Source organism: Bacteroides sp. 43_46 (assembly GCF_001915455.1).
In the GTDB taxonomy this organism is placed as follows: domain Bacteria; phylum Bacteroidota; class Bacteroidia; order Bacteroidales; family Bacteroidaceae; genus Bacteroides; species Bacteroides caccae.
Genome location: NZ_MNQN01000015.1, coordinates 43,508 through 66,833 on the forward strand (window position 1 = coordinate 43,508; position 23,326 = coordinate 66,833).

Consider the following 23,326-nt stretch of genomic DNA (forward strand, 5'->3'; position numbering starts at 1 on the left):
AAAATGATGTGCATGAATATACTAAGCGGGATGCAGCAAGAGATGCGTACTGTACTGGAAGATAATATCCTTTCGTTTTGGGCGGATAAAATGACAGACCCGGTGCATGGCGGTTTCTATGGCCGCATCACCGGAACGGATAAACTGGAACCGCAGGCTGTGAAAGGCGCTGTACTCAATGCCCGCATATTGTGGACGTTCTCATCGGCTTACCGTTTGTTGAAGAAGCCCGGATACTTGGAAACGGCTACCCGTGCCAAACGTGTCATTATCGATCAATTCTACGACAAGGAACAGGGTGGAATATACTGGTCGCTCGACTATACAGGCCGTCCCTCGGATACCAAAAAGCAGATTTATGCTTTAGGTTTTGCCATTTACGGTCTGAGTGAGTATCATCGTGCCACCGGAGACGAAGAAGCGTTGGACTATGCCATCCGCCTCTTCAGAAGCATCGAACAATATAGCTTCGACTCCGTAAAGAACGGTTATTGCGAGGCCTTGACCCGCGATTGGCACGAAATCTCCGATATGCGGCTTAGCGACAAGGATGAGAATGAGCGCAAGACCATGAATACCCATTTGCATATTCTGGAACCTTACACAAATCTCTATCGGGTATGGAAAGATGACGGTCTTGAGAAGCAACTCCGCAACTTGATACTACTCTTCACAGATAGAATACTGAACCAGCAAACCGGGCATTTGGAACTCTTTTTTGATGATGATTGGGTGAGCAAATACCGCATCGTATCCTATGGACATGATATTGAGGCTTCCTGGCTGATTCATGAGGCGGCTTTAGTCTTGGGAGATAAAACGCTCTTGGAGAAAGTAGAGCCTCTGGTTGAGTACATCGCGGCGGCTGCCGATGAGGGATTGACATCCGAGGGCAGCATGATTTACGAGACTTTCCCCGACAAGGGGATAACGGACAGAGACTGCCATTGGTGGGTGCAAGCCGAAAATGTGGTAGGCCACATTAATCTCTATCAGCATTTCGATGATGAAGTGGCTCTTCAAAAGGCATTCCGCTGCTGGGAGTATATCAAGAAACATCTGATAGATTATCAAAACGGAGAATGGTATTGGAGCGTTCGTGCCGACGGAACGGTAAACACCGCCGATGATAAGGCGGGTTTCTGGAAATGCCCCTATCATAACGGGCGCATGTGTATGGAGATGCTTGAACGCTTTTCGTAAAAAATAGGTTAGTTGTTTTCAGGTTGAGGCTATATTAGAATGAGGTACTGATGAATATCCATTCTGATATAGCCTCTCCATTATGTATAGGGGCGGGTTGCTATTTGATGATTTTATCTGTTTCCGGCTCAAAGAGCTTATTGCTGAGCGCCTGCAAAGCCTTTTTCTTATCTTCCGTCTTAATGACGAATGCCACGTCGCTGTCATTACTTCCATACGAAATCATCCGTAACGGAATATCCGCCAGCGCTTCTATAATCTGCGCCTCGACACCGGCATACTGCCAGCGTATGTTTCCCACTACGGATACAATAGACATGCGGTCTTCCGTCAGAATTTTTGCATATTGCTCCAGTTCCGCAAGGATTTTGCATAAGCGTTCGCTATTGTCTATGGCGACGGACACGCCCTGATTGGATGAAACCAATAGACAAAGCGGGGTTCTGTACTTGGCAAACGTATCAAAAATCTTACTGATAAACTGATAAGGGCACAGACTGTGTTTCGATTCGAATTTCACGTAGAAGATATTGTCTTTGGCGGCTATGGCCTTGATGATATTATCGTCCTGCAAATCCGAAATCAATGTCCCCTCTGCCTGAGGATTCATCGAGTTGAGCAATCGTACCGGAATATTGCGTTTGCGTGCCGGAGCGATACAAAACGGGTGCAATATTTTCGCTCCGTAAAAGGCCAGTTGCTCGGCTTCGTTGAAACTGAGATGTTTTACGGAACGGGTTCCCGATACTTCACGCGGGTCATTATTGTGCATTCCGTCAATGTCCGTCCATATCTGTATTTCCTCTGCGCGGATAGCGGCTCCGATGAGTGATGCCGTATAGTCGCTGCCACCCCGTTTCAGATTATCCGTTTCATTATAAGCGTTTTTGCAGATGTACCCTTGAGTAATAAAAAGATTGATGCCGGGGTACTGTGCCAATTGCGCTTGCAGTTTTTCCTCTATATACTTCAAGTCCGGTTCCCCTTCCGTTCCGGTACGCATAAAGTCGAAAGCAGAGAGCAGGATATTGGCAATCTTCCGTTCCCGCAGGTAGAAGTGGAGCAGGGCTGTACTGATAAGTTCCCCTTGCGCCAGTACCTCTTTTTCCTCGACCGAGGTAAATTCATCGTTGATAAATTGCCAGAGCCGCTGGAAACGGTCAAGAATATAATCTATCGCTTCCCGCTTTATGGACTCGTCTGTCAACAGTTCGTTGGCGAAGTCTATGAACTGGAATTCCAGCCGAGTTATTTTCTCGTGTGCCTGTTCTATATCACGGCTGAAGAGGTTGGCTGCGATTTCTTCCAGATGATTGGTGGTACCTGCCGTTGCGGACAGGACTACAATCTTCGTTGCGGACTCTGAAATGAGTTCCGCCACGTGTTTCATTCTCTCTACTGTGCCGACGGAAGTACCGCCGAATTTGTAAACTTTCATTTTTAATTCTTTTTTAGTTATTCTTTTTTCCGTTGCCGGGTGGAGCCACCGTACGCCTTTTCGTTTTAGAAGGCTCATTCCCAAAATGAAAGGGAGAGTTTCTTTTTCTGTTCTCTTGCAATGCCCCCGAGGATGCATTGTAAGGCGATTTACTACTTTTCCGTAGCCTTATGTAGCCCCCCTTCACTTATAAAAGTTCAAAAGACATGCCGTTCGTTTCCCGGAAAACATTTATATTTGCGCATCCCCTGTTTTTACCATTTATCACTTTAAACTTATCCGAGAAATATGAGCAAGATTTTAGTCGTTGACGATGAAGTACAGATTCGTACCCTTCTGTCGCGTATGTTGGAGTTGGAAGGATATGAAGTATGTCAGGCCGGTGATTGCAGGACTGCTTTGAAGCAGTTGGAACTTCAGAGCCCGGATGTGGCCTTGTGCGATGTATTCCTTCCTGACGGTAATGGGGTAGACCTTGTGTCGTCTATCAAGAAAACGGCCCCTAACGTCGAGATAATCCTATTGACGGCGCACGGCAATATCCCGGACGGGGTACAGGCCATTAAGAACGGCGCTTTCGATTATATCACCAAAGGTGATGATAACAATAAGATTATACCGCTTGTCAGCCGTGCCGTGGAAAAGGCGCGCATGAACGTCCGCTTGGAGAAACTGGAAAAGAAAGTAGGGCAGACGTATTCTTTCGATTCTGTTTTGGGTGATTCGAAAGCATTGAAAGATGCCGTTTCACTGGCACGGAAAGTCTCGGGAACGGACGTGCCTGTATTGCTGACGGGCGAAACGGGTACGGGAAAGGAAGTCTTTGCGCAAGCCATACATTATAATAGTAAGCGTGCCGGGCAGAATTTTGTGGCGGTCAACTGCTCTTCTTTCAGTAAAGAGCTGCTGGAAAGCGAGATGTTCGGTCATAAGGCCGGTTCGTTTACAGGCGCATTGAAAGACAAGAAAGGATTGTTTGAAGAGGCCAGCAATGGTACAATCTTTCTGGATGAAATCGGTGAAATGGCATTTGAACTGCAAGCCAAGCTTCTGCGTATTCTCGAAACGGGTGAATATATAAAGATTGGCGATACCAAACCTACCCGCGTGAATGTGCGTATCATTGCCGCAACCAACCGTAATCTGCCGGAAGAGATTGCCGCAGGACGTTTCCGCGAAGATTTATTCTACCGGCTTTCCGTATTCCAAATACATCTGCCGCCGTTGCGAGAACGGGCGGGCGATGTGCGTCTTTTGGCAAAAGCCTTTGTGAAGAACTTCTCCGCCCGGTTGGCGCGTCCCGTTACGGAAATTACGCCCGCCTTTCTCGAAGCTCTCGAGCAACAACCCTGGAAAGGCAATATCCGTGAACTGCGTAATGTGATAGAGCGCAGTCTGATTGTTAGCGAAGGTGAACGGCTGGACGTGGCCGACTTGCCGCTCGATATACAGAACGCACATTACGAACAATCCGATGAAACCAGTCCCGACAGTTTTGAACTTTCGGCTATGGAGCGTCGTCACATCGCCCGTGTATTGGAATATACGAAAGGTAATAAGACCGAAGCTGCCCGTCTGCTCAAAATCGGACTGACCACCCTCTACCGTAAAATCGAAGAGTACGGGATATAATCTGTTCCTTTCCCATAGCTTACCGAAAGTTCCCCGGCATGGAACAAAGTGTTCCGCAGCGGGAAACAAAGTGTTCCATGCCGTGAAACACTCCGTTTCATGCCGGGGAACTCTCGTTCCCAACCGTTGGAACAAATGGTTCCGCCGGATGAACCCCGAATCATGCAGTATTCCTTTTCTATTTTGATAAGCACCCTTTCATTTTGGAAGGGTGTTTTCTTTTTCTGTAAGTCCCTGTTTTGTTTTATTCCTTTAGAAATCAGAATCTTATCTTTTTAGCTTCTCTTTTGGCACGCATTTGGCGATTATGAGGGCGGTAAAACATGAATATTAATTTAACAAAGTAAAAACATGGGAGTAACGATTTCATTTATTTTCTGCCTGTTAAGCGGGTTTCTCGCTTTCTGGCTATTCTGGAAATGTGTGGATTGGTTTGAGAAGATTTAAAGAGGAGAGAAAAGATTATGTACACAGTATTATTTGTATTAGGTGTTGCAGTGTTCGGGTACCTGATGTATGTTCTGGTGAGACCCGAAAAGTTCTAAAAGATTAAAGAAATGAATACGGAAATTTTAGGTGTAGTTTTACAGATTTTCCTGTTGGTGGTGATTTCTTATCCACTGGGAAAGTATATTGCAAAGGTTTATAAAGGAGAGAAGACATGGTCGGACTTTATGAAACCGGTAGAGAGATTGATATTTAAGGCAGTGGGGGTTAATCCCGATGAAGAAATGAACTGGAAGCAGTTCCTCAAGGCATTGCTGATATTGAATGCGTTCTGGTTTGTTTGGGGAATGGTGCTGTTGGTCAGTCAAGGGTGGCTGCCATTGAATCCTGACGGTAATGGCCCGCAAACTCCCGACCAGGCATTCAATACCTGCATCAGCTTTATGGTAAACTGCAACTTGCAGCATTATTCCGGTGAGAGCGGACTGACGTATTTCACTCAGTTGTTCGTCATCATGCTCTTCCAGTTTATTACCGCAGCGACAGGTATGGCGGCTATGGCAGGTATTATGAAGTCCATCAGCCGTAAAACAACGAGTACAATCGGTAACTTCTGGAACTTTCTTGTATTGAGTTGCACGCGTATTCTGTTGCCGCTTTCCCTGATAGTCGGCTTTATCCTTATTACGCAAGGCACTCCGATGGGCTTTGACGGTAAGATGGAAGTGACTACGCTCGAAGGACAAGAACAAACCGTTTCACAAGGTCCTGTGGCGGCCATCGTTCCTATCAAGCAGTTGGGTACGAACGGCGGCGGTTACTTCGGCGTAAATTCGTCCCATCCGTTGGAAAATCCTACCTACTTGTCCAATATCGCCGAGTGCTGGTCTATCCTGATTATACCTATGGCTATGGTTTTTGCGTTGGGCTTCTATACAAAACGCATGAAACTGGCTTATAGTATTTACGGCGTAATGCTCTGCGCTTATCTGGTGGGTGTCGGTATCAATGTCTATCAGGAGATGAACGGTAATCCGCGCATCGATGATATGGGCATCGCACAGGACAATGGAGCGATGGAAGGCAAGGAAATCCGTTTGGGAGCGGGCGCCACTGCATTGTGGAGCATTACGACCACGGTTACTTCCAACGGTTCCGTCAATGGTATGCACGACTCCACGATGCCGTTGTCCGGTATGATGGAGATGCTGAACATGCAGATAAACACTTGGTTCGGCGGTGTCGGAGTAGGGTGGATGAACTATTATACGTTTATTATTATCGCGGTCTTTATCAGCGGACTGATGGTGGGACGTACACCGGAATTCTTAGGAAAGAAGGTGGAAGCCCGGGAGATGAAAATAGCGACAATCGTCGCGCTGCTTCATCCGTTTGTGATACTGGTGGGTACGGCTTTGTCTTGTTATCTCTTTGCGCATCATCCGGGGTTTGTGGAGAGTGAGGGCGGTTGGCTGAATAATCCCGGTTTCCACGGACTGAGCGAGCAGTTCTATGAGTTTACCTCGTGCGCTGCCAACAACGGTTCCGGTTTCGAAGGTTTGGGCGACAACACTTATTTTTGGAACTATGCCTGCGGCTGGGTACTTATTCTGAGCCGTTTTCTTCCTATTGTGGGACAGGTCGCCATTGCAGGTCTGCTGGCGCAGAAGAGGTTTGTGCCCGAAAGCGCCGGTACGCTGAAAACCGATACGTTTACCTTTGCCGTAATGACTTTTGCCGTAATCTTTATCGTGGCAGCGCTGTCTTTCTTCCCGGCACATGCGTTGAGTACCATTGCCGAACACTTCAGTTTGTAACGAGATAAGAATAATTAGATATGTTTATGAAAGATAAAAAATCAGCTTCTTTGTTTCAGAAGGAGCAAGTAATGGAAAGTTTGAAACAGTCATTCGTGAAGTTGAATCCGCGGGTGATGATAAAGAATCCGATAATGTTCACCGTGGAGCTGGTGACACTGGTGATGCTGGTGGTCTGCATCCTCTCTTTGGGAACATCGGAATATGGGACGTTCGGCTATAACTTCCTGGTGTTTGTGATATTGTTTGTAACTTTATTGTTTGCCAACTTTGCCGAGGCCATTGCCGAAGCCCGTGGCAAGGCACAGGCGGACAGCCTGCGTAAGACGCGTGAGGAAACTCCCGCCAAGGTCTTGGTGGAAGGTAAGTTGCGTACCGTCAGCAGCGCGCGTCTCAAAAAGGGAGATTTCTTTATTTGCGAAGCCGGCGATACGATTCCTGCCGATGGAGAGATTGTGGAAGGGTTGGCTTCTATTGACGAGAGCGCCATTACCGGTGAGTCCGCTCCGGTAATCCGTGAGGCGGGCGGTGATAAAAGCTCCGTCACCGGCGGCACAAAGGTTCTGTCGGATAAGATAAAGGTGTTGGTTACGCAGCAACAGGGCGAGAGTTTCCTCGACAAGATGATTGCGCTGGTAGAGGGCGCCACCCGTAAGAAAACACCGAACGAAATAGCGCTGACTATCTTATTGGCCGGTTTTACGTTGGTGTTCGTAATCGTATGTATTACGTTGATTCCGATGGCGGACTATACCGCTATCGACCATCCGGGTACGTATATCTCCATTGCGGCCATACTCTCATTATTTGTCTGCCTGATACCGACAACCATCGGCGGTCTGCTTTCGGCCATCGGTATTGCCGGTATGGATCGTGCCCTGCGTGCCAATGTGATTACAAAGTCGGGTAAAGCCGTTGAGACTGCCGGTGACATTGATACGTTGCTGCTGGACAAGACCGGTACAATCACTATCGGTAATCGTAAGGCTACCAAGTTCCACCCGGCTCCGGGCATTGATGAAAAGGTGTTTGTGGAGGCCTGCCTGCTGTCCTCGCTCTCCGATGAAACCCCGGAAGGGAAATCCATTATCGAGCTGGGACGTGAGAACGGACATCGTATGCGCGACCTCAACACAGCGGGCGCTCACATGATTAAGTTTACAGCCGAAACCAAATGCTCCGGTGTCGACCTGCAAGACGGTACTCAAATACGTAAAGGCGCGTTCGACGCGATTCGTCGGATTGTGGAAAGCGCGGGGAATAAGTTCCCGAAGGAAGTGGAAGGAGCGATTGCCGCCATTTCGGGCAACGGCGGTACTCCGTTGGTGGTATGTGTCAATAAAGCGGTGCTGGGAGTCATTGAATTGCAGGACATCATCAAGCCGGGTATTCAGGAGCGCTTTGAGCGTCTGCGCAAAATGGGGGTGAAGACAGTGATGGTAACCGGTGACAACCCGTTGACCGCCAAATACATTGCCGAAAAAGCCGGTGTGGATGATTTCATCGCCGAAGCAAAGCCGGAGGATAAAATGGAATATATCAGGAAAGAGCAGCAGGCCGGCAAACTGGTTGCCATGATGGGCGACGGAACCAATGACGCCCCCGCGCTGGCGCAGGCAAATGTGGGTGTCGCCATGAATAGCGGTACGCAGGCTGCAAAGGAGGCCGGTAATATGGTAGACCTTGACAACGACCCGACCAAGCTGATTGAAATTGTAGAGATAGGCAAGCAGTTGCTGATGACACGCGGCACGCTCACCACGTTCTCCATCGCGAATGATGTGGCCAAATACTTTGCCATTATTCCCGCGCTGTTCATGGCGGCCATTCCTCAGTTGGCTCCGTTGAATATCATGGGGTTGCATAGCCCTGAGACGGCCATTCTTTCGGCTATCATCTTTAATGCCGTCATCATCCCCATACTGATACCGTTGGCATTGAAGGGTGTCCGGTACAAACCGATCGGCGCAAGCGCGCTACTTCGCCGCAACTTGCTGATTTATGGTTTGGGCGGTGTCATAGCGCCGTTCATAGGTATCAAGTTAATAGATATGTTTGTCAGTTTGTTTTTTTAATTTAAAATAGAAAGAAAATGAAAACTCTTTGGAAATCAGTTAAAATAACCATTGCTTTCTGCGTATTCTTTTCCGTGTTCTATATCCTTGTCTTATGGATATTCGCGCAATTTGCAGGACCGAATAAAGGTAATGCCGAGGTCTTGACCCTGAACGGCAAGGTAGTGGGCGCCGCCAATGTGGGGCAGATGTTTACGGAAGACACTTTTTTCTGGGGACGGCCTTCCTGTGCAGGTGACGGTTACGACGCGAGCAGTTCGGCAGGTAGTAACAAAGGTCCTACAAACGAAGAATACCTTGCGGAGGTGGAAGCGCGCATAGATACATTCTTGCTGCATCATCCTTATTTGCAACGCAAAGAGGTTCCCGCCGAAATGGTAACGGCCAGCGCTTCGGGACTTGACCCTGACATTACGCCTGCCAGCGCTTATGTACAGGTAAAGCGTGTGGCTGAGGCGAGGGGACTGGATGAGGCTACTGTCCGGAGCATCGTTGACAAGGCTGTTGAAAAACCGTTGCTGGGGTTGTTCGGTACGGCGAAAGTGAATGTGTTGAAGTTGAATATCGCATTGGAAGAAACAAATGGAAAATAAGAAAATAATGAAAGATATGAATAGGATAAGAGTAACAGTAATAGGTTTTATCGCCGTTTTGGCGGCAAGTGTTATGGGAGTGGACAAGGTACAGGCGCAGGAGTTTAAGATACAGGGTGATTTAGTCAGTTCCTATGTGTGGCGCGGCTTTTATCAAACCGGGGTTAGCTTCCAGCCGACTTTAGGATTTGGGATAGGCGGCTTTTCGTTGACGGCATGGGGCTCTACCGATTTTGACGGAACAAGCTCCTCGGACGGTGAGGCTGCAAAAGAAATAGATTTGACGGCAGCTTATACGTTCGGTGATTCCGGTTTGACCTTGTCCGTTGCCAGTCTTTGGTGGGCAGGTCAGGGAAGCAATAAGTACTTTAATTTCAAAAGCCATGAGACGGCCCATCATTTTGAAGCGGGGCTTGCCTATACGCTGCCGTTGGAGAAGTTTCCGCTGTCAATAGCCTGGTACACGATGTTTGCCGGCGCGGATAAGAATGAGAAGGGAGAACAGAATTATTCTTCTTATGTAGAGTTGAACTATCCGTTCAGCATCAAGTCCGTCGATTTGAATGCCACTTGCGGTTTTCTGCCTTACGAAGCCGGCTCGGGTGTTTACGGAGTTCCAAACAGCGGCTTTGCCGTAACCAATCTGGCGCTGAAAGCCACGAAAGACATCAAGGTAACGGATAGGTTCGCTATACCGGTATTTGCGCAGGCTATTTGGAATCCCCGTATGGAAGATGCGCACCTGGTGTTCGGTATAACTCTGAAGCCATGAGCAGGGAAGAGAGCGTACAACATTTCCTCGACCTGATTAAGAAATCACGTCGCGGTAAGTTTAAGGTCTACATCGGCATGATTGCCGGTGTAGGCAAAACTTATCGTATGCTTCAGGAAGCCCATGACTTGCTGGATAATGGGGTAGACGTGAATATCGGTTATGTGGAAACGCATGGACGCGCCGGTACGGAGGCGGTGTTGGCCGGACTGCCCGTAATTCCCCGGCGTAAGATATTCTATAAGGGCAAGGAACTCGAGGAAATGGACCTTGACGCCATCATCCGTATCCATCCGGAAATCGTTATTGTGGACGAGCTGGCGCATACCAATGTAGAAGGCAGCCGGAATGAGAAGCGTTGGCAGGATGTAATGGATTTGCTGGATGAGGGTATCAATGTCATATCCGCCGTCAACATACAGCATATCGAGAGTATTAATGAAGAAGTGCAAGGTATTTCCGGTATCGAGGTAAAGGAGCGCATTCCCGACAGTGTGCTGGAAGAAGCGGATGAAGTGGTGAATATCGACCTGACGGCGGAAGAACTGATAACCCGCCTGAAAGCCGGCAAGATATACAAGCCGGATAAAGTAGCCCTTGCGTTGAACAACTTCTTCAAGACGGAAAATATTCTGCAACTGCGTGAGCTGGCTCTGAAAGAAGTGGCGTTAAGGGTGGAGAAGAAAGTGGAGAATGAAGTGGTGGTTTCCAGTGTCGGTGTGCGGCATGAGAAGTTCATGGCGTGTATCAGCAGCCATGAAAAGACGCCGCGCCGTATTATCCGTAAGGCGGCGCGGCTGGCAACCCGTTATAATACATCATTTGTGGCTCTCTATGTACAGACTCCCCGGGAGAGCGCCGACCGCATCGCGCTTGCGAATCAGCGGCATCTGCTGAATCATTTCAAACTGGTGACCGAATTGGGCGGAGAGGTTATGCAGGTGCAGTCCAAAGACGTGCCGGGCAGTATCGTTACGGCTTGCAGAGAGAAACAGATAACGACCGTTTGTATGGGCAGTCCCTCGTTCGCTTTGCCGCAATCTTTGTTTATGGTGCTGAGATATAGAAAATTTGTGAGCGAACTGGCGCAAGCAAACATAGATTTGATTATACTTGCATAAAATTTAATTCCTTGAGCGTTATGAACATTCGTACTAAATTGATACTCAGTGTAGGCATTCTCGCAGGTATGATAATCCTGCTGGTAGCCCTCTCGGTTGTGAATCTCCAGATACTGACGGCTACGGAGCCGGATAGCCCTGCCGCCATGCCCGGCTTGCAGCGCGCCTTGCTGTGGATTTCCGTAACGGGCGGCATTTGCATTCTTGCCAGTATCGTGCTGCTGGTATGGTTGCCCCGTTCCATAAATAAACCTATCAGGGAACTGACGCAAGGCATCCTCGAAATAGCCAACCATAACTATGAAAAGCGCCTTGATATGAGCGAGCACGAAGAATTTCGCGAAGTGGCCGATAGCTTTAACAGCATGGCGGAACACCTCACGGAATATCGTACCAGTACGCTGAATGATATTTTATCTGCCAAAAAGTTCCTGGAAGCCATTGTAAACAGCATCCATGAGCCTATTATCGGCTTAAACCGCGGGCACGAAATCCTTTTCATCAATAAAGAAGCGTTGACCGTACTGAATCTGAAACGTGAAGATGTCATACGTCGTTCTGCCGAGGAACTGTCGCTGAAAAACGACCTGCTCCGGCGGCTGGTGAGGGAATTAATCAATCCGGGCGAGAAGAAAGAGCCTTTGAAGATTTATGCGGATAATAAGGAAAGCTATTTTCAGGCATCCTATATTACCATTATGAATACGGATGCCGATACGGATGAATCCCATAATCTGGGCGATGTTATTCTGTTGAAGAATATCACCGAATTTAAAGAACTGGATACGGCGAAAACAACCTTTATCTCTACGATTTCGCATGAGCTGAAAACCCCTATCTCCGCCATCCTTATGAGTCTGCAGCTTTTGGAAGACAATCGTGTGGGCGCCTTGAACGAGGAACAGGAACAGCTTTCAAAGAGCATCAGGGAGAACGCCGACCGCCTGCTGGGTATTACGGGCGAGCTTCTTAACATGACGCAAGTGGAAGCCGGCAAATTGCAGATGATACCGAAGATAACGAAACCTATCGAACTGATAGAGTATGCCATCAAGGCGAATCAGGTACAGGCTGATAAGTTCAATATCCAGATTGAGGTGGAATATCCGGAAGAGAAGATGCCGAAGCTGTTTGTGGATAGCGAGAAGATAGCATGGGTGCTCACTAACTTATTGAGCAATGCCATTCGTTATTCCAAAGAAAACGGCCGCGTCGTTATCGGTGCAAAGCAGGAAGATAATTTTGTGGAGCTCTATGTGCAGGACTTCGGCAAAGGTATCGACCCGCGTTATCACCAAAGTATCTTCGACCGCTACTTCCGCGTACCCGGTACGAAAGTGCAGGGAAGCGGCTTGGGGCTTTCCATATCCAAAGATTTTGTAGAGGCTCATGGAGGCACACTGACTGTCCGGAGCGAGTTGGGAAAAGGCAGCCGTTTCGTCATTCGGCTGAAAGCGTAGTGGCGGTTTGCCGTTTGCCTATTTTCTGCGGTACTGTTGGGGCGACATCCCTGTCTGTTTTTTGAAGAAAGTGCCGAAATAGGATGCGTTCGGGAAGTTGAAGAAATCGGAGATTTCCTGTACGTTCTTCTGTGTATTCTTGAGCAATGAAATGCTTTTGCGGATGATGGATTTGAACACCAACTCCTGTACCGTATACCCGCAGATAGACTTGGACAGAGCCGAAAGATATTTGGGCGACAGGCACAGCTTGTCCGCATAGAAGTCCACTCCCCGCTCTTTCGTATAGTATTGTTCTATCAACTGAACCAGGCGGATAAAGATGTCATGCTTGTGGCTTACGGATGCTTTCTCCGCAATGAGTTTACGGGTGTAGACCGAACAAAGCCTGTATGTCAATGCCAGCAGGAGCAGTTTCTGCTCGTATCGGTTGAACGTGTTCTCTTCTATTTTCAGCGTATTGTCCAGTAGCGACAGGTATTTCAAGACCTCTTCTTCCTCTCCGGTGTTCCATACATAGCACGGTTCGGTGGCCAGATGTGAATACAGGTTCATGGATACTATCGAATTTCCCATAATATCCCGTATGGGATCGGTCTGATAAATGAAGATGACTACTTCCACGTCGTCGGATGCGTACAGTACTTGAAACAGGGAGTCTTTCGGAAGAAAGAGCGTATCGCCGTCTTTGGCGGAAAACGATTTCTGATTGAGGATGAAGGTAAAACTTCCCCGGCGGCAAATCACCAGTCCCACCCCGTCTATCATAAACGGGCTTTGCAAAGCAGACGGAAAAGAGCGGAGCACGCCTTCCGAACTGCAAATTTGTTGTTTGCTCGATAGCGCATTGTCAAGGTGCGATAAACGTTCTTGCTGGGTATCCATGATGATAGAGATTACAGGTTTCGTTTGAAAACAGCGCTAAGTTAATAATTTCCGTTTAGGATAGGGCAGTATCACGACAAATATCATGCAAAAAAGGCAGGCGTACAGCGTCCAACCCGCCATTTCCTTGACCGCCGATAAGGTGGCCTGCACCTGAATGCGTCCTTTAGCGGACATGGCTGCCATGTGGACGGCTTCCTGTTTGCTTTTTCCTTGATATTGCATTCCTTGCACGGTTTGCGTAAACGAGGCGGACGCTTCGGGATGCATCATATCCACATTCTGCGCATAACGGGTGATGTAGTATTGCTGCCGTTCCTGCAACACATTACTATATAAGGCGGTTCCGATGCAGGGAGCGAGCACCATGCGTACGGTAAGCATCGTGCAAATCCACGAGGACAGGAACTTGTAGGGCATACGCTGGGTGGCAAAAGTCGGTATCAGCGAGTATAGGAGCATCATACCCGTGGAGCGGATAATGACGGGATATTTCATCCGTTCGTATAATCCCGCGTCCTGTACCTCGAAATACATAAACATGGCGGATAATCCCAAAAACAGGAATCCGGCGGCAAAGAGGTATTTGAAGTGCACTCCTTTTACGCTGAGCCAGATTGTTGCGATACCGCCGATAAAGTAGCCTAACATAGACCAATTGCCCAGCGTAGCGTTTTGGTAGTTGTCCAATTTCATTCCTATGCCTGTAAATACGTTGACAAACAGAGAGCTGGAGTTCAGCACCATTAGCAGAAAGTAGAACAGGAATCCGAAGCGGATGGTACGCAGCTTGAGTACATCGAACTGATAATAGGGATTGCGCCGGGTTGCTTCTATATAGACGAACAGGATGCCCGCGACCACAGCTCCTACCGTTGCCCAACGGATGGTAGGGTCGTCATACCAGTCGAGAACCTTGCCATAGGTCAGCACATAAGTGATGCACATCAGTGTGATGCAGAAAATGGAGGCATTGCCGAACTGCTTGAAGTTAATGGGAAAACGGCGGGTGGCGTATTTATGATAAGGCATCGTGACAAACGAAATAAGGATGCAAAGCAGCAACAGTCCCATCATGAAGTAATAAACGTATTGCCATTCGTATTCGTAAGTGAGCCATGCGGTGAGCGATGTACCCAACTGTCCCAGTACCATGAAAAACAGATAAATGGCAGGCTGCGCGGCACTTCGTTCGATATCCAGCTTGTCCCAGCCTTCGCCGGTAGCGGGTTCGTTGCCGGGGGTAATTTTCTCGGTTGCTTCCACATGCCCCGCATATTTGATGAGAGTGAACAGGTTGACCATCATCAGCACCATGCGCAGGAATCCCATGAACAGACTGCACAATGCCAATAGGAATATGCTGTCCGTCTTGGCGCAGATATAACTGAAGATATACATCAGCGAGAATCCTGCGATGCACATCATCTTCTCCCTGCGTATGCATACCAGCCGGTACAGGAAAGGGCAGAATGCCGCCATACCTATGGACGTGGCGAAGTTGGCAAACTGGATATGTTCGGATATGATACCCAGGCCGCTCATCATTTCCGTACCGTTGGCGGAGTAGGTTCCGCCTACCGTAAGAATAGGCAGGAAGAACACTAACAGGATGATGATGCCTATCGGTTTGGGCACCCAGTTGTAGAAAGGATAGTTCTTGGGGTATGAGGGCATTTCCTTAATGATTAATCGTTGAGAATCAGAGTTTGGCTTTAACTATTACCATCATGCCGGCCGCAAGTTTCCCGTTCTCCTCTTTGGACAGATGGGTGAAGTCGATGCGTACGGGTATGCGTTGCTGTATCTTTACGAAGTTTCCGGCGGAGTTGTCGGTGGGCACCAATGAGTATTTGGAACCCGTCGCACCGGAAATGGCGGTGATGGTTCCTGTAAACTCCTTGTCACTGATGGCGTCTACGGTGATGGCTACCTCTTGTCCTATACGCAGGTTCTCCACTTGTGTCTCTTTGTAGTTGGCGACAATCCATTTTTGAGTGTCGGGCAGAATGTAGGTGATGGTTTGTCCGGCTGTAATGAACTGGCCTTCTTCCAAGGCACGGCGTCCCAATTTGCCGTCGCAGGGAGCTGTCACTACGGTGTAGGAGAGGTTCAGGCGTGCCATCTCCAAAGCGGCCGTTGCCCGCTGAATGGCGGCTTCCGTACTTTCGCGGCGGTGTGATACCTCGTTTACGCCCGATAAGGCTGCTTTCTGTTGCCGTTTTGTAGCTTCCAGCTTTTTGCGGGTAGCTTCGTATTCCGTTTCTATCTGCTCGAGTTGTATAGGGGTAGCCGCGTTTCTCTGTACCAGATTCTGGTAACGTTGGCGGTCTTTCTCCAGTTTGGCGAGGCGGATTTCTATTTCGGAGATGGAAGCGTCGTATACAGAGGCGGTGGTCTGCGTGGTTTGCAGTGTAGCCCCGATTACGGTAGCCCCGGCTTGCGCATCTTTCAGCGCGGCTTCGGCTTCCATTACGCGTATCTTATATTCGCGGTCGTCCAGTACAAGCAACGTGTCGCCTTTGCGTACTTCCTGATGCTCGGTGAAATAAATCTTCTTGATATAACCCGATGCACGCAGGTTGATGGGAGAGATATACTGTTCTATCTGCGCGTCATTGCTGACCTCTGTCTGCTTATAATCAAGGAAGAGGCAAACAACCTCTATCACTCCCCAAACTACGATTGCCGCTCCCAGCAGGCTGACCGCGATTTGCCAACGGCGCAGCTTGCGCAGTTTCTTGGCTTTCTCCTGGTGTGTGCCCGACGTGTTATTTTTCGCTGTTGTTTCCATATGATGATTTGATTAACTTGTTATTTTACTAATGTATCTATTTGCCCTGTCAGTTTCAGCAGCAACAGGGTGGTTACCCGGTAGCTGTAATGGGCGCTGATGTAGCTGTTTTGCGCTTCGCTCATCTGCATTTCGTCTTGCAGCACTTCGGTCATGGAAGCGATGCCCTCGCGATAGCGCTCCATGGTGACTGTATATACATCTTCGGCAAGCAGGTAGTTGTCTTTCTGCTTTTTGAAGTTGCGTTGGTTGTTCATCAGGTCGTTGGTGGCGTTCAGGTACTGGGTTTGCAGGCTTTTGCGGGTATTTTCCTGCGCCAGCTTTATGTTCTCGATATCTATGGCGGCCTTCCGGGTTTTGTAACGCTTGTCCAGTCCGTCAAATATCGGGATGCGCAGTGACAGTCCCAGCCCGTAGGAACGGAACCAGTGATTGGACGGTCCGGAGTGAAACCAATGGTAGGCTCTGTCTGTATAGGCGGAGAACATCCAGTTGCCGGTCAGGTTCAGTGAGGGGATATAGCCGTAGCCAATCATTTTTTTCTGCTGTTCCGCCGCTGCCTTTTGTGATTGCAGCAGTTGGAGCTCGTACAGGTTTTCGGATAATCCGGTCAGCGCGACGGGGGTGATGTTTTCGGAGTTCACCGGCACTAAGGCTATCTGTTCATCGGCGGGATAGTCCATGATATATTTCAGCAGGTTCAGTTGCTGCTCCTGCATTGCCCGGACATTGTCGTATTGCACTTTCAGGTTTTCCAGATTGATATTGACGCGTTTTACGTCCACTTCCATAGCCATTCCGTTGTCATGGAAAGCCATGGTGATGTCTTTCAGCTCTTCCAGCCGGGTGATGTTGGCTTTTATCAAAGTGATTTGTTCGGCAGTGGTCTGTCCCAGATAGTACATTTTGCATATCTCCAGAATGAGGTCTTCCCGCGCTTTCTCGTAAGAAAGACGGTTTATCTCATCCATGACTTTTGCAATGGATACGGTGGTATAAAGCGTCTGATTGTAAAGAGGCATCTGCAATTGCAAACCTGCGTTGGCGTTGTAGCGCAAGGTCCGGGTTATGTTATACGGGTTTCCGTAGGCGGAGCCGTCGGTAACGGATACGGGCGGGTCTATATTATCATTATAGTTGGCGAACCCGTTGATTTGAGGTAATAGCCTTGCACGGTTTTCGGAAATCCCGTATTTGCTTTTCCGCATTTCCTTGCGTTTGCTTTCCAAAGACAGGTTGTTCTCGATACCTGTTTCGAGGCAATCTTTCAGTGTCAAGGTCTTTTGGGCGTGTCCTGCGGCGGCCGGCAAACAAAGAAAGGAAAAAATGAATAGTAGCTTTTTCATAATAATCACCAATAATTTGTGCAAAGTTAGCGGCTTGTCATGGAAGAATGCTATCCATATATAGACTGCTTATGTTCATATTTTCCTTTTTCTTAGCTCTTTAAAGGAAGAAAACAGGCAAAAAACGACTGTTTTAAATTTCCGCATGTACTTAATAAATGATAATAATCGTCTTTCTTATGAAAAAAAACGGGAAGAAACGTATTTATCAACTTTATTATACTACCTTTGTCCCCAGAGTTTGAGTTACGAATCATTATCGTATAGTTCTTCTTTTAATATATTATTAGTAAGCAGTCCTCTCCTTTAATTATCCTCCTCACTCCAATTTATTATTTATTTTATAACATTTTTAGAATGAACATTTACATTTCAGGTTTAAGTTATGGCGTTAATAATGCCGACTTGACAAATTTATTTGCAGAGTTTGGAGAAGTTTCTTCAGCTAAAGTTATTCTCGACAGAGAAACCGGTAGATCCAGAGGATTTGCGTTTGTGGAGATGAGCAATGACACAGAAGGACAGAAAGCTATTGACGAATTGAACGGCGTAGAATATGACAGCAAAGTTATCTCTGTAAGCGTTGCGCGCCCTCGTGAGGAAAGACCCTCAAACAGTAGACCTCATGGCGGTTATAACAACTCCAGAAGATACTAATATCAGAATAAAGGCAGGAAACCCGATTTCCTGCCTTTCATAAACAAATTCCGTCTTTTTTATTTAGCGGAAGCGTTCCGCTCCACCACCTGCACTTTTCATTCTACAAAGATTTATCAGACTTTTTGTATGGGCCACTTGAGTGAAGCGTGCTCCCATTATACCTGTGCTAATGTTTTGGCACGCTCATAAAACAATATATATATATGACATTTAAAGATTTAAATATAACCGAACCGATTTTAAAAGCAATTGAAGAAAAAGGATATACCAGTCCTACCCCTATACAAGTAAAAGCAATCCCCGCCGCCTTAACGGGAAAAGATATATTGGGTTGTGCGCAGACCGGAACAGGAAAGACCGCCGCATTCGCCATTCCCATTATTCAGCATCTGCAGGCCGGAAAAGAACGGGATAAGAGTATCAAAGCCTTGATACTGACGCCTACCCGCGAACTGGCGTTACAGATTAGCGAGTGCATAGACGACTACGCCAAATATACGCAAGTCCGTCATGGAGTTATCTTCGGAGGAGTAAACCAGCGTGCACAGGTAAATATGCTGCACAAAGGAGTCGACATATTGGTTGCCACTCCGGGACGCCTGCTGGATTTGATGAACCAGGGATATATCCATCTGGATAGTGTACGGCACTTCGTATTGGATGAGGCCGACCGCATGCTCGACATGGGATTTATCCATGACATCAAACGTCTGTTGCCGAAACTCCCTAAAGAAAAGCAAACCCTATTCTTCTCGGCTACCATGCCCGATACGATAATCGCTTTGACGAACTCACTGCTGAAGCAACCGGTAAAGATTGCCATAACCCCAAAATCGTCTACGGTGGATACCATCGAACAGACCGTCTACTTTGTGGAGAAGAAAGAGAAAAGCAAACTGTTGATTTCCATTTTGCATAAAGCGGAAGGACAGTCGGTACTTGTTTTCTCACGTACCAAGCACAATGCGGACAGAATCGTCCGCGTATTAAGCAAAGCGGGTATCGGCAGCCAGGCCATTCATGGAAACAAAAGCCAGAATGCAAGGCAATCCGCATTGGAAAACTTCAAAACGGGTAAGATACGTGTAATGATAGCCACCGATATTGCGGCCAGGGGTATTGATATCAACGAATTGCCGTTGGTCATTAACTATGACCTTCCCGATGTGCCCGAAACGTATGTGCATCGTATCGGACGTACCGGCAGAGCCGGTAACTCAGGGACGGCGCTGACTTTTTGCTCGCAGGAAGAGCGTAAATTGGTCAGCGATATTCAAAAGCTGACGGGCAAGAAGCTCAGTAAGGCTGAGTTCGCTATCTGAGTTCGTTTATAAGTTTATTATTTATTCGACGAGTATACACCAATTAAAAAATATAAGTTCTATGGCAAAATCCATGACAGCGGGAAAGCGTGAAAATGAAAAGAAAAGACTTGCTAAGCGGGAAGAGAAATTAAAGAGAAAAGAAGGCAGAAAATCTACTAAAGGCAGTTTTGACGACATGATTGCCTATGTGGACGAATATGGAATGATTACTTCAACTCCACCCGAAGAGAATATCAAAAAGCAAGAGATTAATGTAGAGGAGATAATGATTTCCACTCCCAAAAAGGAAGATGAAGAACCGGTGATTCTGCGAGGAAGAGTTGAGTTCTTCAATGAAGCCAGAGGATTTGGATTTATCAAAGACCTTGCAGGAATTGAGAAATACTTTTTTCATGTAAACAATGTTGTTACGGAAGTCAAAGAGGGTAATATCGTTACGTTCGACCTCGAGCGCGGGGCGAAAGGAATGAATGCTGTCAATATCAATTTGGAAAGATAATCTGTAATAGTCAAGGCTTGTCCAGATAATCTGCCGGCTCGGAACAAAGCACAGTATTTGCCTTCACCTTCCACGCCTTTATTCATCAGGGATAGCGGGTGAACCCCCTGTCAAAGATATATATGCGGCATGATTGGTGGCGAAAGCGTCTTACGGTATGGATAAATCCGCCTCACGGGATAAATTTATTTATCCCGTGAGGCGGATTTATTTGTCTTATGGAACGAAAATTCCCGCCTTGCGGGATGATTCGGAGGGAAGTCCGTAATGTCAGGGTTCACCCGATATTCCTCATGGATAGGGGAGTGTGAAAGGTGAAGGGTAGATAAGGAAATCTTGTTCATACGATGATAGCTTGCTTTCACGGGATGGAAACCGTTTTTTCACCGCAGTATAAATCTCGTTTGATACGGTTGAAAACTTTTTTGGATATATATCAAAAACGGAGTTATCGGAAAGTTCGGTCGCTCCGGCCGGTGCCGGTACGAACCGCGGATACTGAAAACAAAAAAGACCGCCAAGAGTGGAAGCCTCTCAACAGTCTCAATACTCATCTTGTAGCGGGACCCGGGATTGAACCGGGGACCTCATGATTATGAATCATGCGCTCTAACCAGCTGAGCTATCCCGCCATCATTTCTCGATTGCGGGTGCTTTTATTTAAACTGCCAAAACTTTTGGACGTATTTTCTGTTATTTATTTTATCATTAGGATAAAGAAAAACTATTTCTTTCTTTTCTTCCGATGATATAATATAACATTATCAGTACTTTAGCCGATTGCGCTAAAGTAAAGCCGAATAAAATTAATGAATTATTTTTTCTAATTAGAAAAAAGTATTTATCTTGGCTGGCGCAATAAAAAGCAGAATAGACTATGGAAAGAAAAAAAATACATTTGGAATATCTCTTGAATGCGACTTCTAAAAGTATTCTTTGGACAGCAATAAGTACTCCTACCGGTTTGGAGGGCTGGTTTGCGGACAGGGTTCAATCGGACGATAAGACCGTCTCCTTCTTCTGGGGGAAAACAGAAAGGCGCGATGCCGAGATTATTGCCGTGCGGGCATACTCATTCATCCGCTTCCGCTGGCTCGATGATGAAAACCCGCGTGAGTATTTTGAATTAAAAATGACAAACAACGAGTTAACCAATGATTTTGTACTTGAAATAACTGACTTCACCAACGCAGACGAAGCAAACGATTTACGTGAATTGTGGGAATCCCAGGTAGATACTTTGCGTAGAACATGCGGTTTTTAGTTAACTTTCAATTAAAAATTTCCCGTACTCCCTTTTTTGTGCTACTTTTGTGCGTTCATTGCATGAAACAAGTAAAATGCTGCGCATAAAAAAGTTAGATATATTTATATTAAAGAGCTTTTGCATGCTCTTTATGGGCACTTTCTTCATCTGCCTTTTCATCTTCATGATGCAGTTTCTGTGGAAATATGTAGACGAAATGGTGGGAAAAGGATTGGAGATGAACGTTCTTGCCCAGTTCTTTTTCTATTCGGCGCTGACGTTGGTGCCGGCCTCGTTGCCTTTGGCGATATTGCTGGCGGCTCTCATCACTTTTGGAAATTTCGGAGAACGTTTTGAATTGCTTGCCATGAAAGCGGCAGGTATCTCTCTGTTGAAGATTATGCGTCCGCTGATAATTTTCATATCCATCATTTGTTGTGTTTCTTTCTATTTTCAGAACGTTATCGGCCCTAAGGCGCAGACTAAGTTATGGACGCTGCTGATTTCCATGAAGCAGAAGTCGCCCGAAGTGGATATTCCCGAAGGGGTGTTTTATGACGAGATAGACGGCTACAACCTTTACGTAAAGCATAAGAACCGTAAGACGGGTATGCTGTACGATGTGCTGATTTATAATTTCGAGAAAGGATTTGAGAATGCGCAGATAATCAAGTCGGACTCCGGCAGACTGGAAATGACGGCCGACAAACAGCACCTTTATCTGCACCTTTACAGCGGTGAGCAGTTTGAAAATCTGAAGTCGCAGAATATGAACCAGAAGAATGTGCCCTATCGTCGGGAAGCGTTCGTGGAGAAGCATGCGATTATAGAATTCAACTCGGATTTCAATATGGTGGACGCCGGATTTATGAGCAATCAGTCCAATAGTAAGGATATGAGAATGTTGCAGGCCGGCATCGACTCCATGAAAGTACAGAACGACAGTGTGGGGCGGTCTTACTATAAAGAGGCTATGGCAAGTACTTACAAAGCCACTACCAATACCTTGAGCAAGACGGATACGATGAAGATAGAATCTGCCCGCTTGGGCAATTACGATGTGGACAGTCTGTTCAATGCGGCTACTTTGATGCAGAAGCAGAAGATTATGTCTACGGCTGTCAGCCGTGCGGAAAGTGCGGCGAGCGATTGGAGCTTCAAGGGCTTTAATATATCGCAGACGGAAACCAGCTTGAGACGTCACATGACGTCCTGGCACGAGAAACTGACGCTTTCGTTGGCGTGCCTTATTTTCTTCTTTATCGGTGCGCCGTTGGGCGGTATCATCCGTAAAGGCGGTTTGGGTATGCCTGTGGTGGTGTCCGTGCTTATTTTCATCATCTATTACATCATCAATAATACGGGCTATAAGATGGCGCGTGACGGTAAATGGATTGTATGGATGGGCATGTGGACCAGTACGGCTGTGCTGGCGCCGCTGGGTGCATTCCTTACTTATAAATCCAATAACGACTCGGTGGTGCTGAATGCCGATGCTTATGTCAACTGGTTTAAGAAGATAGCGGGTATCCGCAGTGTCCGCCACCTGTTCAGGAAGGAAGTGATTATTCACGACCCGGATTATGCCCGTCTGCCGGGAGAACTTCAACAACTGTCGGCGGATTGTCGCGCGTATGCCGAAAAGAAAGCTCTGATGCGTGCACCCAATTATTTCAGGCTGTGGATGAACGATACACCGTATGACGAGGAAGTGGCGGAGCTCAACGACCGGATGGAGGCTTTGATAGACGAGATGTCCAATACAAGGTCTATACCGTTGCTGACGGCATTGAATAATTATCCTGTCATAGCCGTTCACGCCCATGTGCGTCCTTTCCGTAATTACTGGCTGAATATGTTGTGTGGAGTGATAGTGCCTGTCGGCTTGTTTTTCTATTTCCGTATCTGGGCATTCCGCATCCGGTTGAACAAGGATATGGAGCGGATTATCCGCACAAACGAAGAGATACGGAATATCATAAAAGTCAATCAGAATAAATAATAAAGAATGAA

General features: G+C 47.2%; 19 protein-coding genes and 1 tRNA gene. 14 read left to right on the top strand and 6 right to left on the bottom strand.

Going from position 1 to position 23,326, the window contains the following annotated elements; genetic code table 11:
• Positions 1-12 precede the first annotated feature (12 nt).
• Complete coding sequence (locus tag BHV72_RS00880; protein ID WP_164470645.1) at positions 13-1,203, top strand: AGE family epimerase/isomerase; 1,191 nt, start codon at positions 13-15, stop codon at positions 1,201-1,203.
• A 100-nt stretch (positions 1,204-1,303) separates the two neighbouring features.
• Here BHV72_RS00880 and BHV72_RS00885 read toward each other — a convergent pair whose 3' ends face one another.
• Entirely contained in the window at positions 1,304-2,641 is a 1,338-nt protein-coding gene (locus tag BHV72_RS00885; RefSeq protein WP_087413422.1) for an aspartate kinase, read from the bottom strand.
• Between the two features lie 288 nt (positions 2,642-2,929).
• Between BHV72_RS00885 and BHV72_RS00890 the strand changes: the two genes are divergently transcribed.
• From BHV72_RS00890 to BHV72_RS00920, 8 genes are all read left to right on the top strand, one after another.
• Complete coding sequence (locus BHV72_RS00890; RefSeq protein WP_087413423.1) at positions 2,930-4,273, top strand: sigma-54-dependent transcriptional regulator; 1,344 nt, start codon at positions 2,930-2,932, stop codon at positions 4,271-4,273.
• Between the two features lie 464 nt (positions 4,274-4,737).
• Positions 4,738-4,818 (top strand): K(+)-transporting ATPase subunit F, encoded by an 81-nt coding sequence (gene kdpF, locus BHV72_RS19540; protein WP_087426886.1) that lies wholly within the window; start codon positions 4,738-4,740, stop codon positions 4,816-4,818.
• Between the two features lie 12 nt (positions 4,819-4,830).
• Positions 4,831-6,537 (top strand): potassium-transporting ATPase subunit KdpA, encoded by a 1,707-nt coding sequence (gene kdpA / locus BHV72_RS00895; protein ID WP_087413424.1) that lies wholly within the window; start codon positions 4,831-4,833, stop codon positions 6,535-6,537.
• 26 nt (positions 6,538-6,563) lie between these two features.
• Positions 6,564-8,612 carry a potassium-transporting ATPase subunit KdpB gene (gene kdpB / locus BHV72_RS00900; protein WP_039950904.1) on the top strand — a complete coding sequence of 683 codons (2,049 nt, stop codon included), beginning with the start codon at positions 6,564-6,566 and terminating at the stop codon, positions 8,610-8,612.
• A gap of 17 nt (positions 8,613-8,629) precedes the next feature.
• Positions 8,630-9,205, top strand: a complete 576-nt coding sequence (locus BHV72_RS00905; protein WP_009122323.1) for a K(+)-transporting ATPase subunit C — start codon at positions 8,630-8,632, stop codon at positions 9,203-9,205.
• Positions 9,206-9,212: 7 nt separating this feature from the next.
• Entirely contained in the window at positions 9,213-9,977 is a 765-nt protein-coding gene (locus BHV72_RS00910; RefSeq protein WP_083554551.1) for a hypothetical protein, read from the top strand.
• Complete coding sequence (locus BHV72_RS00915; RefSeq protein WP_022219355.1) at positions 9,974-11,098, top strand: sensor protein KdpD; 1,125 nt, start codon at positions 9,974-9,976, stop codon at positions 11,096-11,098. Before BHV72_RS00910 ends, BHV72_RS00915 begins: the two co-directional genes overlap by 4 nt.
• Before the next feature lie 20 nt (positions 11,099-11,118).
• Positions 11,119-12,558 (top strand): HAMP domain-containing sensor histidine kinase, encoded by a 1,440-nt coding sequence (locus BHV72_RS00920; protein WP_087413426.1) that lies wholly within the window; start codon positions 11,119-11,121, stop codon positions 12,556-12,558.
• Positions 12,559-12,576: 18 nt separating this feature from the next.
• Here the strand turns inward: BHV72_RS00920 and BHV72_RS00925 are convergent, their stop codons facing one another.
• From BHV72_RS00925 to BHV72_RS00940, 4 genes are read right to left on the bottom strand one after another with little or no spacing between them, the layout of a single operon-like run.
• Positions 12,577-13,443, bottom strand: coding sequence for a helix-turn-helix domain-containing protein (locus BHV72_RS00925; RefSeq protein ID WP_087413427.1), 867 nt, complete (start codon positions 13,441-13,443; stop codon positions 12,577-12,579).
• Positions 13,444-13,479: 36 nt separating this feature from the next.
• Positions 13,480-15,120 carry an efflux MFS transporter permease gene (locus tag BHV72_RS00930; protein WP_009122318.1) on the bottom strand — a complete coding sequence of 547 codons (1,641 nt, stop codon included), beginning with the start codon at positions 15,118-15,120 and terminating at the stop codon, positions 13,480-13,482.
• Between the two features lie 25 nt (positions 15,121-15,145).
• Entirely contained in the window at positions 15,146-16,237 is a 1,092-nt protein-coding gene (locus tag BHV72_RS00935; RefSeq protein ID WP_087413428.1) for an HlyD family secretion protein, read from the bottom strand.
• Positions 16,238-16,257: 20 nt separating this feature from the next.
• Positions 16,258-17,583, bottom strand: coding sequence for a TolC family protein (locus BHV72_RS00940; protein WP_195621852.1), 1,326 nt, complete (start codon positions 17,581-17,583; stop codon positions 16,258-16,260).
• 357 nt (positions 17,584-17,940) lie between these two features.
• Here BHV72_RS00940 and rbp point away from each other — a divergent pair, with 357 nt between their 5' ends.
• From rbp to BHV72_RS00955, 3 genes are all read left to right on the top strand, one after another.
• Positions 17,941-18,240 (top strand): RNA-binding regulator, encoded by a 300-nt coding sequence (gene rbp, locus BHV72_RS00945; protein ID WP_009122315.1) that lies wholly within the window; start codon positions 17,941-17,943, stop codon positions 18,238-18,240.
• A 206-nt stretch (positions 18,241-18,446) separates the two neighbouring features.
• Entirely contained in the window at positions 18,447-19,565 is a 1,119-nt protein-coding gene (locus BHV72_RS00950) for a DEAD/DEAH box helicase (RefSeq protein ID WP_087413430.1), read from the top strand.
• Between the two features lie 61 nt (positions 19,566-19,626).
• Positions 19,627-20,067: a cold-shock protein gene (locus tag BHV72_RS00955; protein WP_009122313.1), complete on the top strand. Its 441-nt coding sequence runs from the start codon at positions 19,627-19,629 to the stop codon at positions 20,065-20,067.
• Between the two features lie 558 nt (positions 20,068-20,625).
• Here BHV72_RS00955 and BHV72_RS00960 read toward each other — a convergent pair.
• Positions 20,626-20,699 (bottom strand) — tRNA-Met (locus BHV72_RS00960).
• Between the two features lie 245 nt (positions 20,700-20,944).
• Here BHV72_RS00960 and BHV72_RS00965 point away from each other — a divergent pair.
• Both BHV72_RS00965 and BHV72_RS00970 read left to right on the top strand, forming a co-directional pair.
• On the top strand, positions 20,945-21,331 hold the full coding sequence (locus BHV72_RS00965; protein ID WP_022219352.1) for an START-like domain-containing protein: 387 nt from the start codon (positions 20,945-20,947) through the stop codon (positions 21,329-21,331).
• 76 nt (positions 21,332-21,407) lie between these two features.
• A complete protein-coding gene (locus BHV72_RS00970; protein WP_039950890.1) occupies positions 21,408-23,315 on the top strand; it encodes an LptF/LptG family permease in 1,908 nt (635 codons plus the stop codon).
• Positions 23,316-23,326 lie beyond the last annotated feature (11 nt).

Coding starts and splice junctions, on each gene's coding strand:
- BHV72_RS00950 (WP_087413430.1), top strand. CDS start 18,447: ATGACATTTAAAGATTTAAATATAACCGAACCGATTTTAAAAGCAATT.
- kdpB (WP_039950904.1), top strand. CDS start 6,564: ATGAAAGATAAAAAATCAGCTTCTTTGTTTCAGAAGGAGCAAGTAATG.
- kdpF (WP_087426886.1), top strand. CDS start 4,738: ATGTACACAGTATTATTTGTATTAGGTGTTGCAGTGTTCGGGTACCTG.
- BHV72_RS00910 (WP_083554551.1), top strand. CDS start 9,213: ATGAAAGATATGAATAGGATAAGAGTAACAGTAATAGGTTTTATCGCC.
- BHV72_RS00920 (WP_087413426.1), top strand. CDS start 11,119: ATGAACATTCGTACTAAATTGATACTCAGTGTAGGCATTCTCGCAGGT.
- BHV72_RS00930 (WP_009122318.1), bottom strand. CDS start 15,120: ATGCCCTCATACCCCAAGAACTATCCTTTCTACAACTGGGTGCCCAAA.
- BHV72_RS00935 (WP_087413428.1), bottom strand. CDS start 16,237: ATGGAAACAACAGCGAAAAATAACACGTCGGGCACACACCAGGAGAAA.
- kdpA (WP_087413424.1), top strand. CDS start 4,831: ATGAATACGGAAATTTTAGGTGTAGTTTTACAGATTTTCCTGTTGGTG.
- BHV72_RS00970 (WP_039950890.1), top strand. CDS start 21,408: ATGCTGCGCATAAAAAAGTTAGATATATTTATATTAAAGAGCTTTTGC.
- BHV72_RS00955 (WP_009122313.1), top strand. CDS start 19,627: ATGGCAAAATCCATGACAGCGGGAAAGCGTGAAAATGAAAAGAAAAGA.
- BHV72_RS00925 (WP_087413427.1), bottom strand. CDS start 13,443: ATGGATACCCAGCAAGAACGTTTATCGCACCTTGACAATGCGCTATCG.
- BHV72_RS00880 (WP_164470645.1), top strand. CDS start 13: ATGAATATACTAAGCGGGATGCAGCAAGAGATGCGTACTGTACTGGAA.
- BHV72_RS00965 (WP_022219352.1), top strand. CDS start 20,945: ATGGAAAGAAAAAAAATACATTTGGAATATCTCTTGAATGCGACTTCT.
- BHV72_RS00915 (WP_022219355.1), top strand. CDS start 9,974: ATGAGCAGGGAAGAGAGCGTACAACATTTCCTCGACCTGATTAAGAAA.
- rbp (WP_009122315.1), top strand. CDS start 17,941: ATGAACATTTACATTTCAGGTTTAAGTTATGGCGTTAATAATGCCGAC.
- BHV72_RS00885 (WP_087413422.1), bottom strand. CDS start 2,641: ATGAAAGTTTACAAATTCGGCGGTACTTCCGTCGGCACAGTAGAGAGA.
- BHV72_RS00940 (WP_195621852.1), bottom strand. CDS start 17,583: ATGAAAAAGCTACTATTCATTTTTTCCTTTCTTTGTTTGCCGGCCGCC.
- BHV72_RS00890 (WP_087413423.1), top strand. CDS start 2,930: ATGAGCAAGATTTTAGTCGTTGACGATGAAGTACAGATTCGTACCCTT.
- BHV72_RS00905 (WP_009122323.1), top strand. CDS start 8,630: ATGAAAACTCTTTGGAAATCAGTTAAAATAACCATTGCTTTCTGCGTA.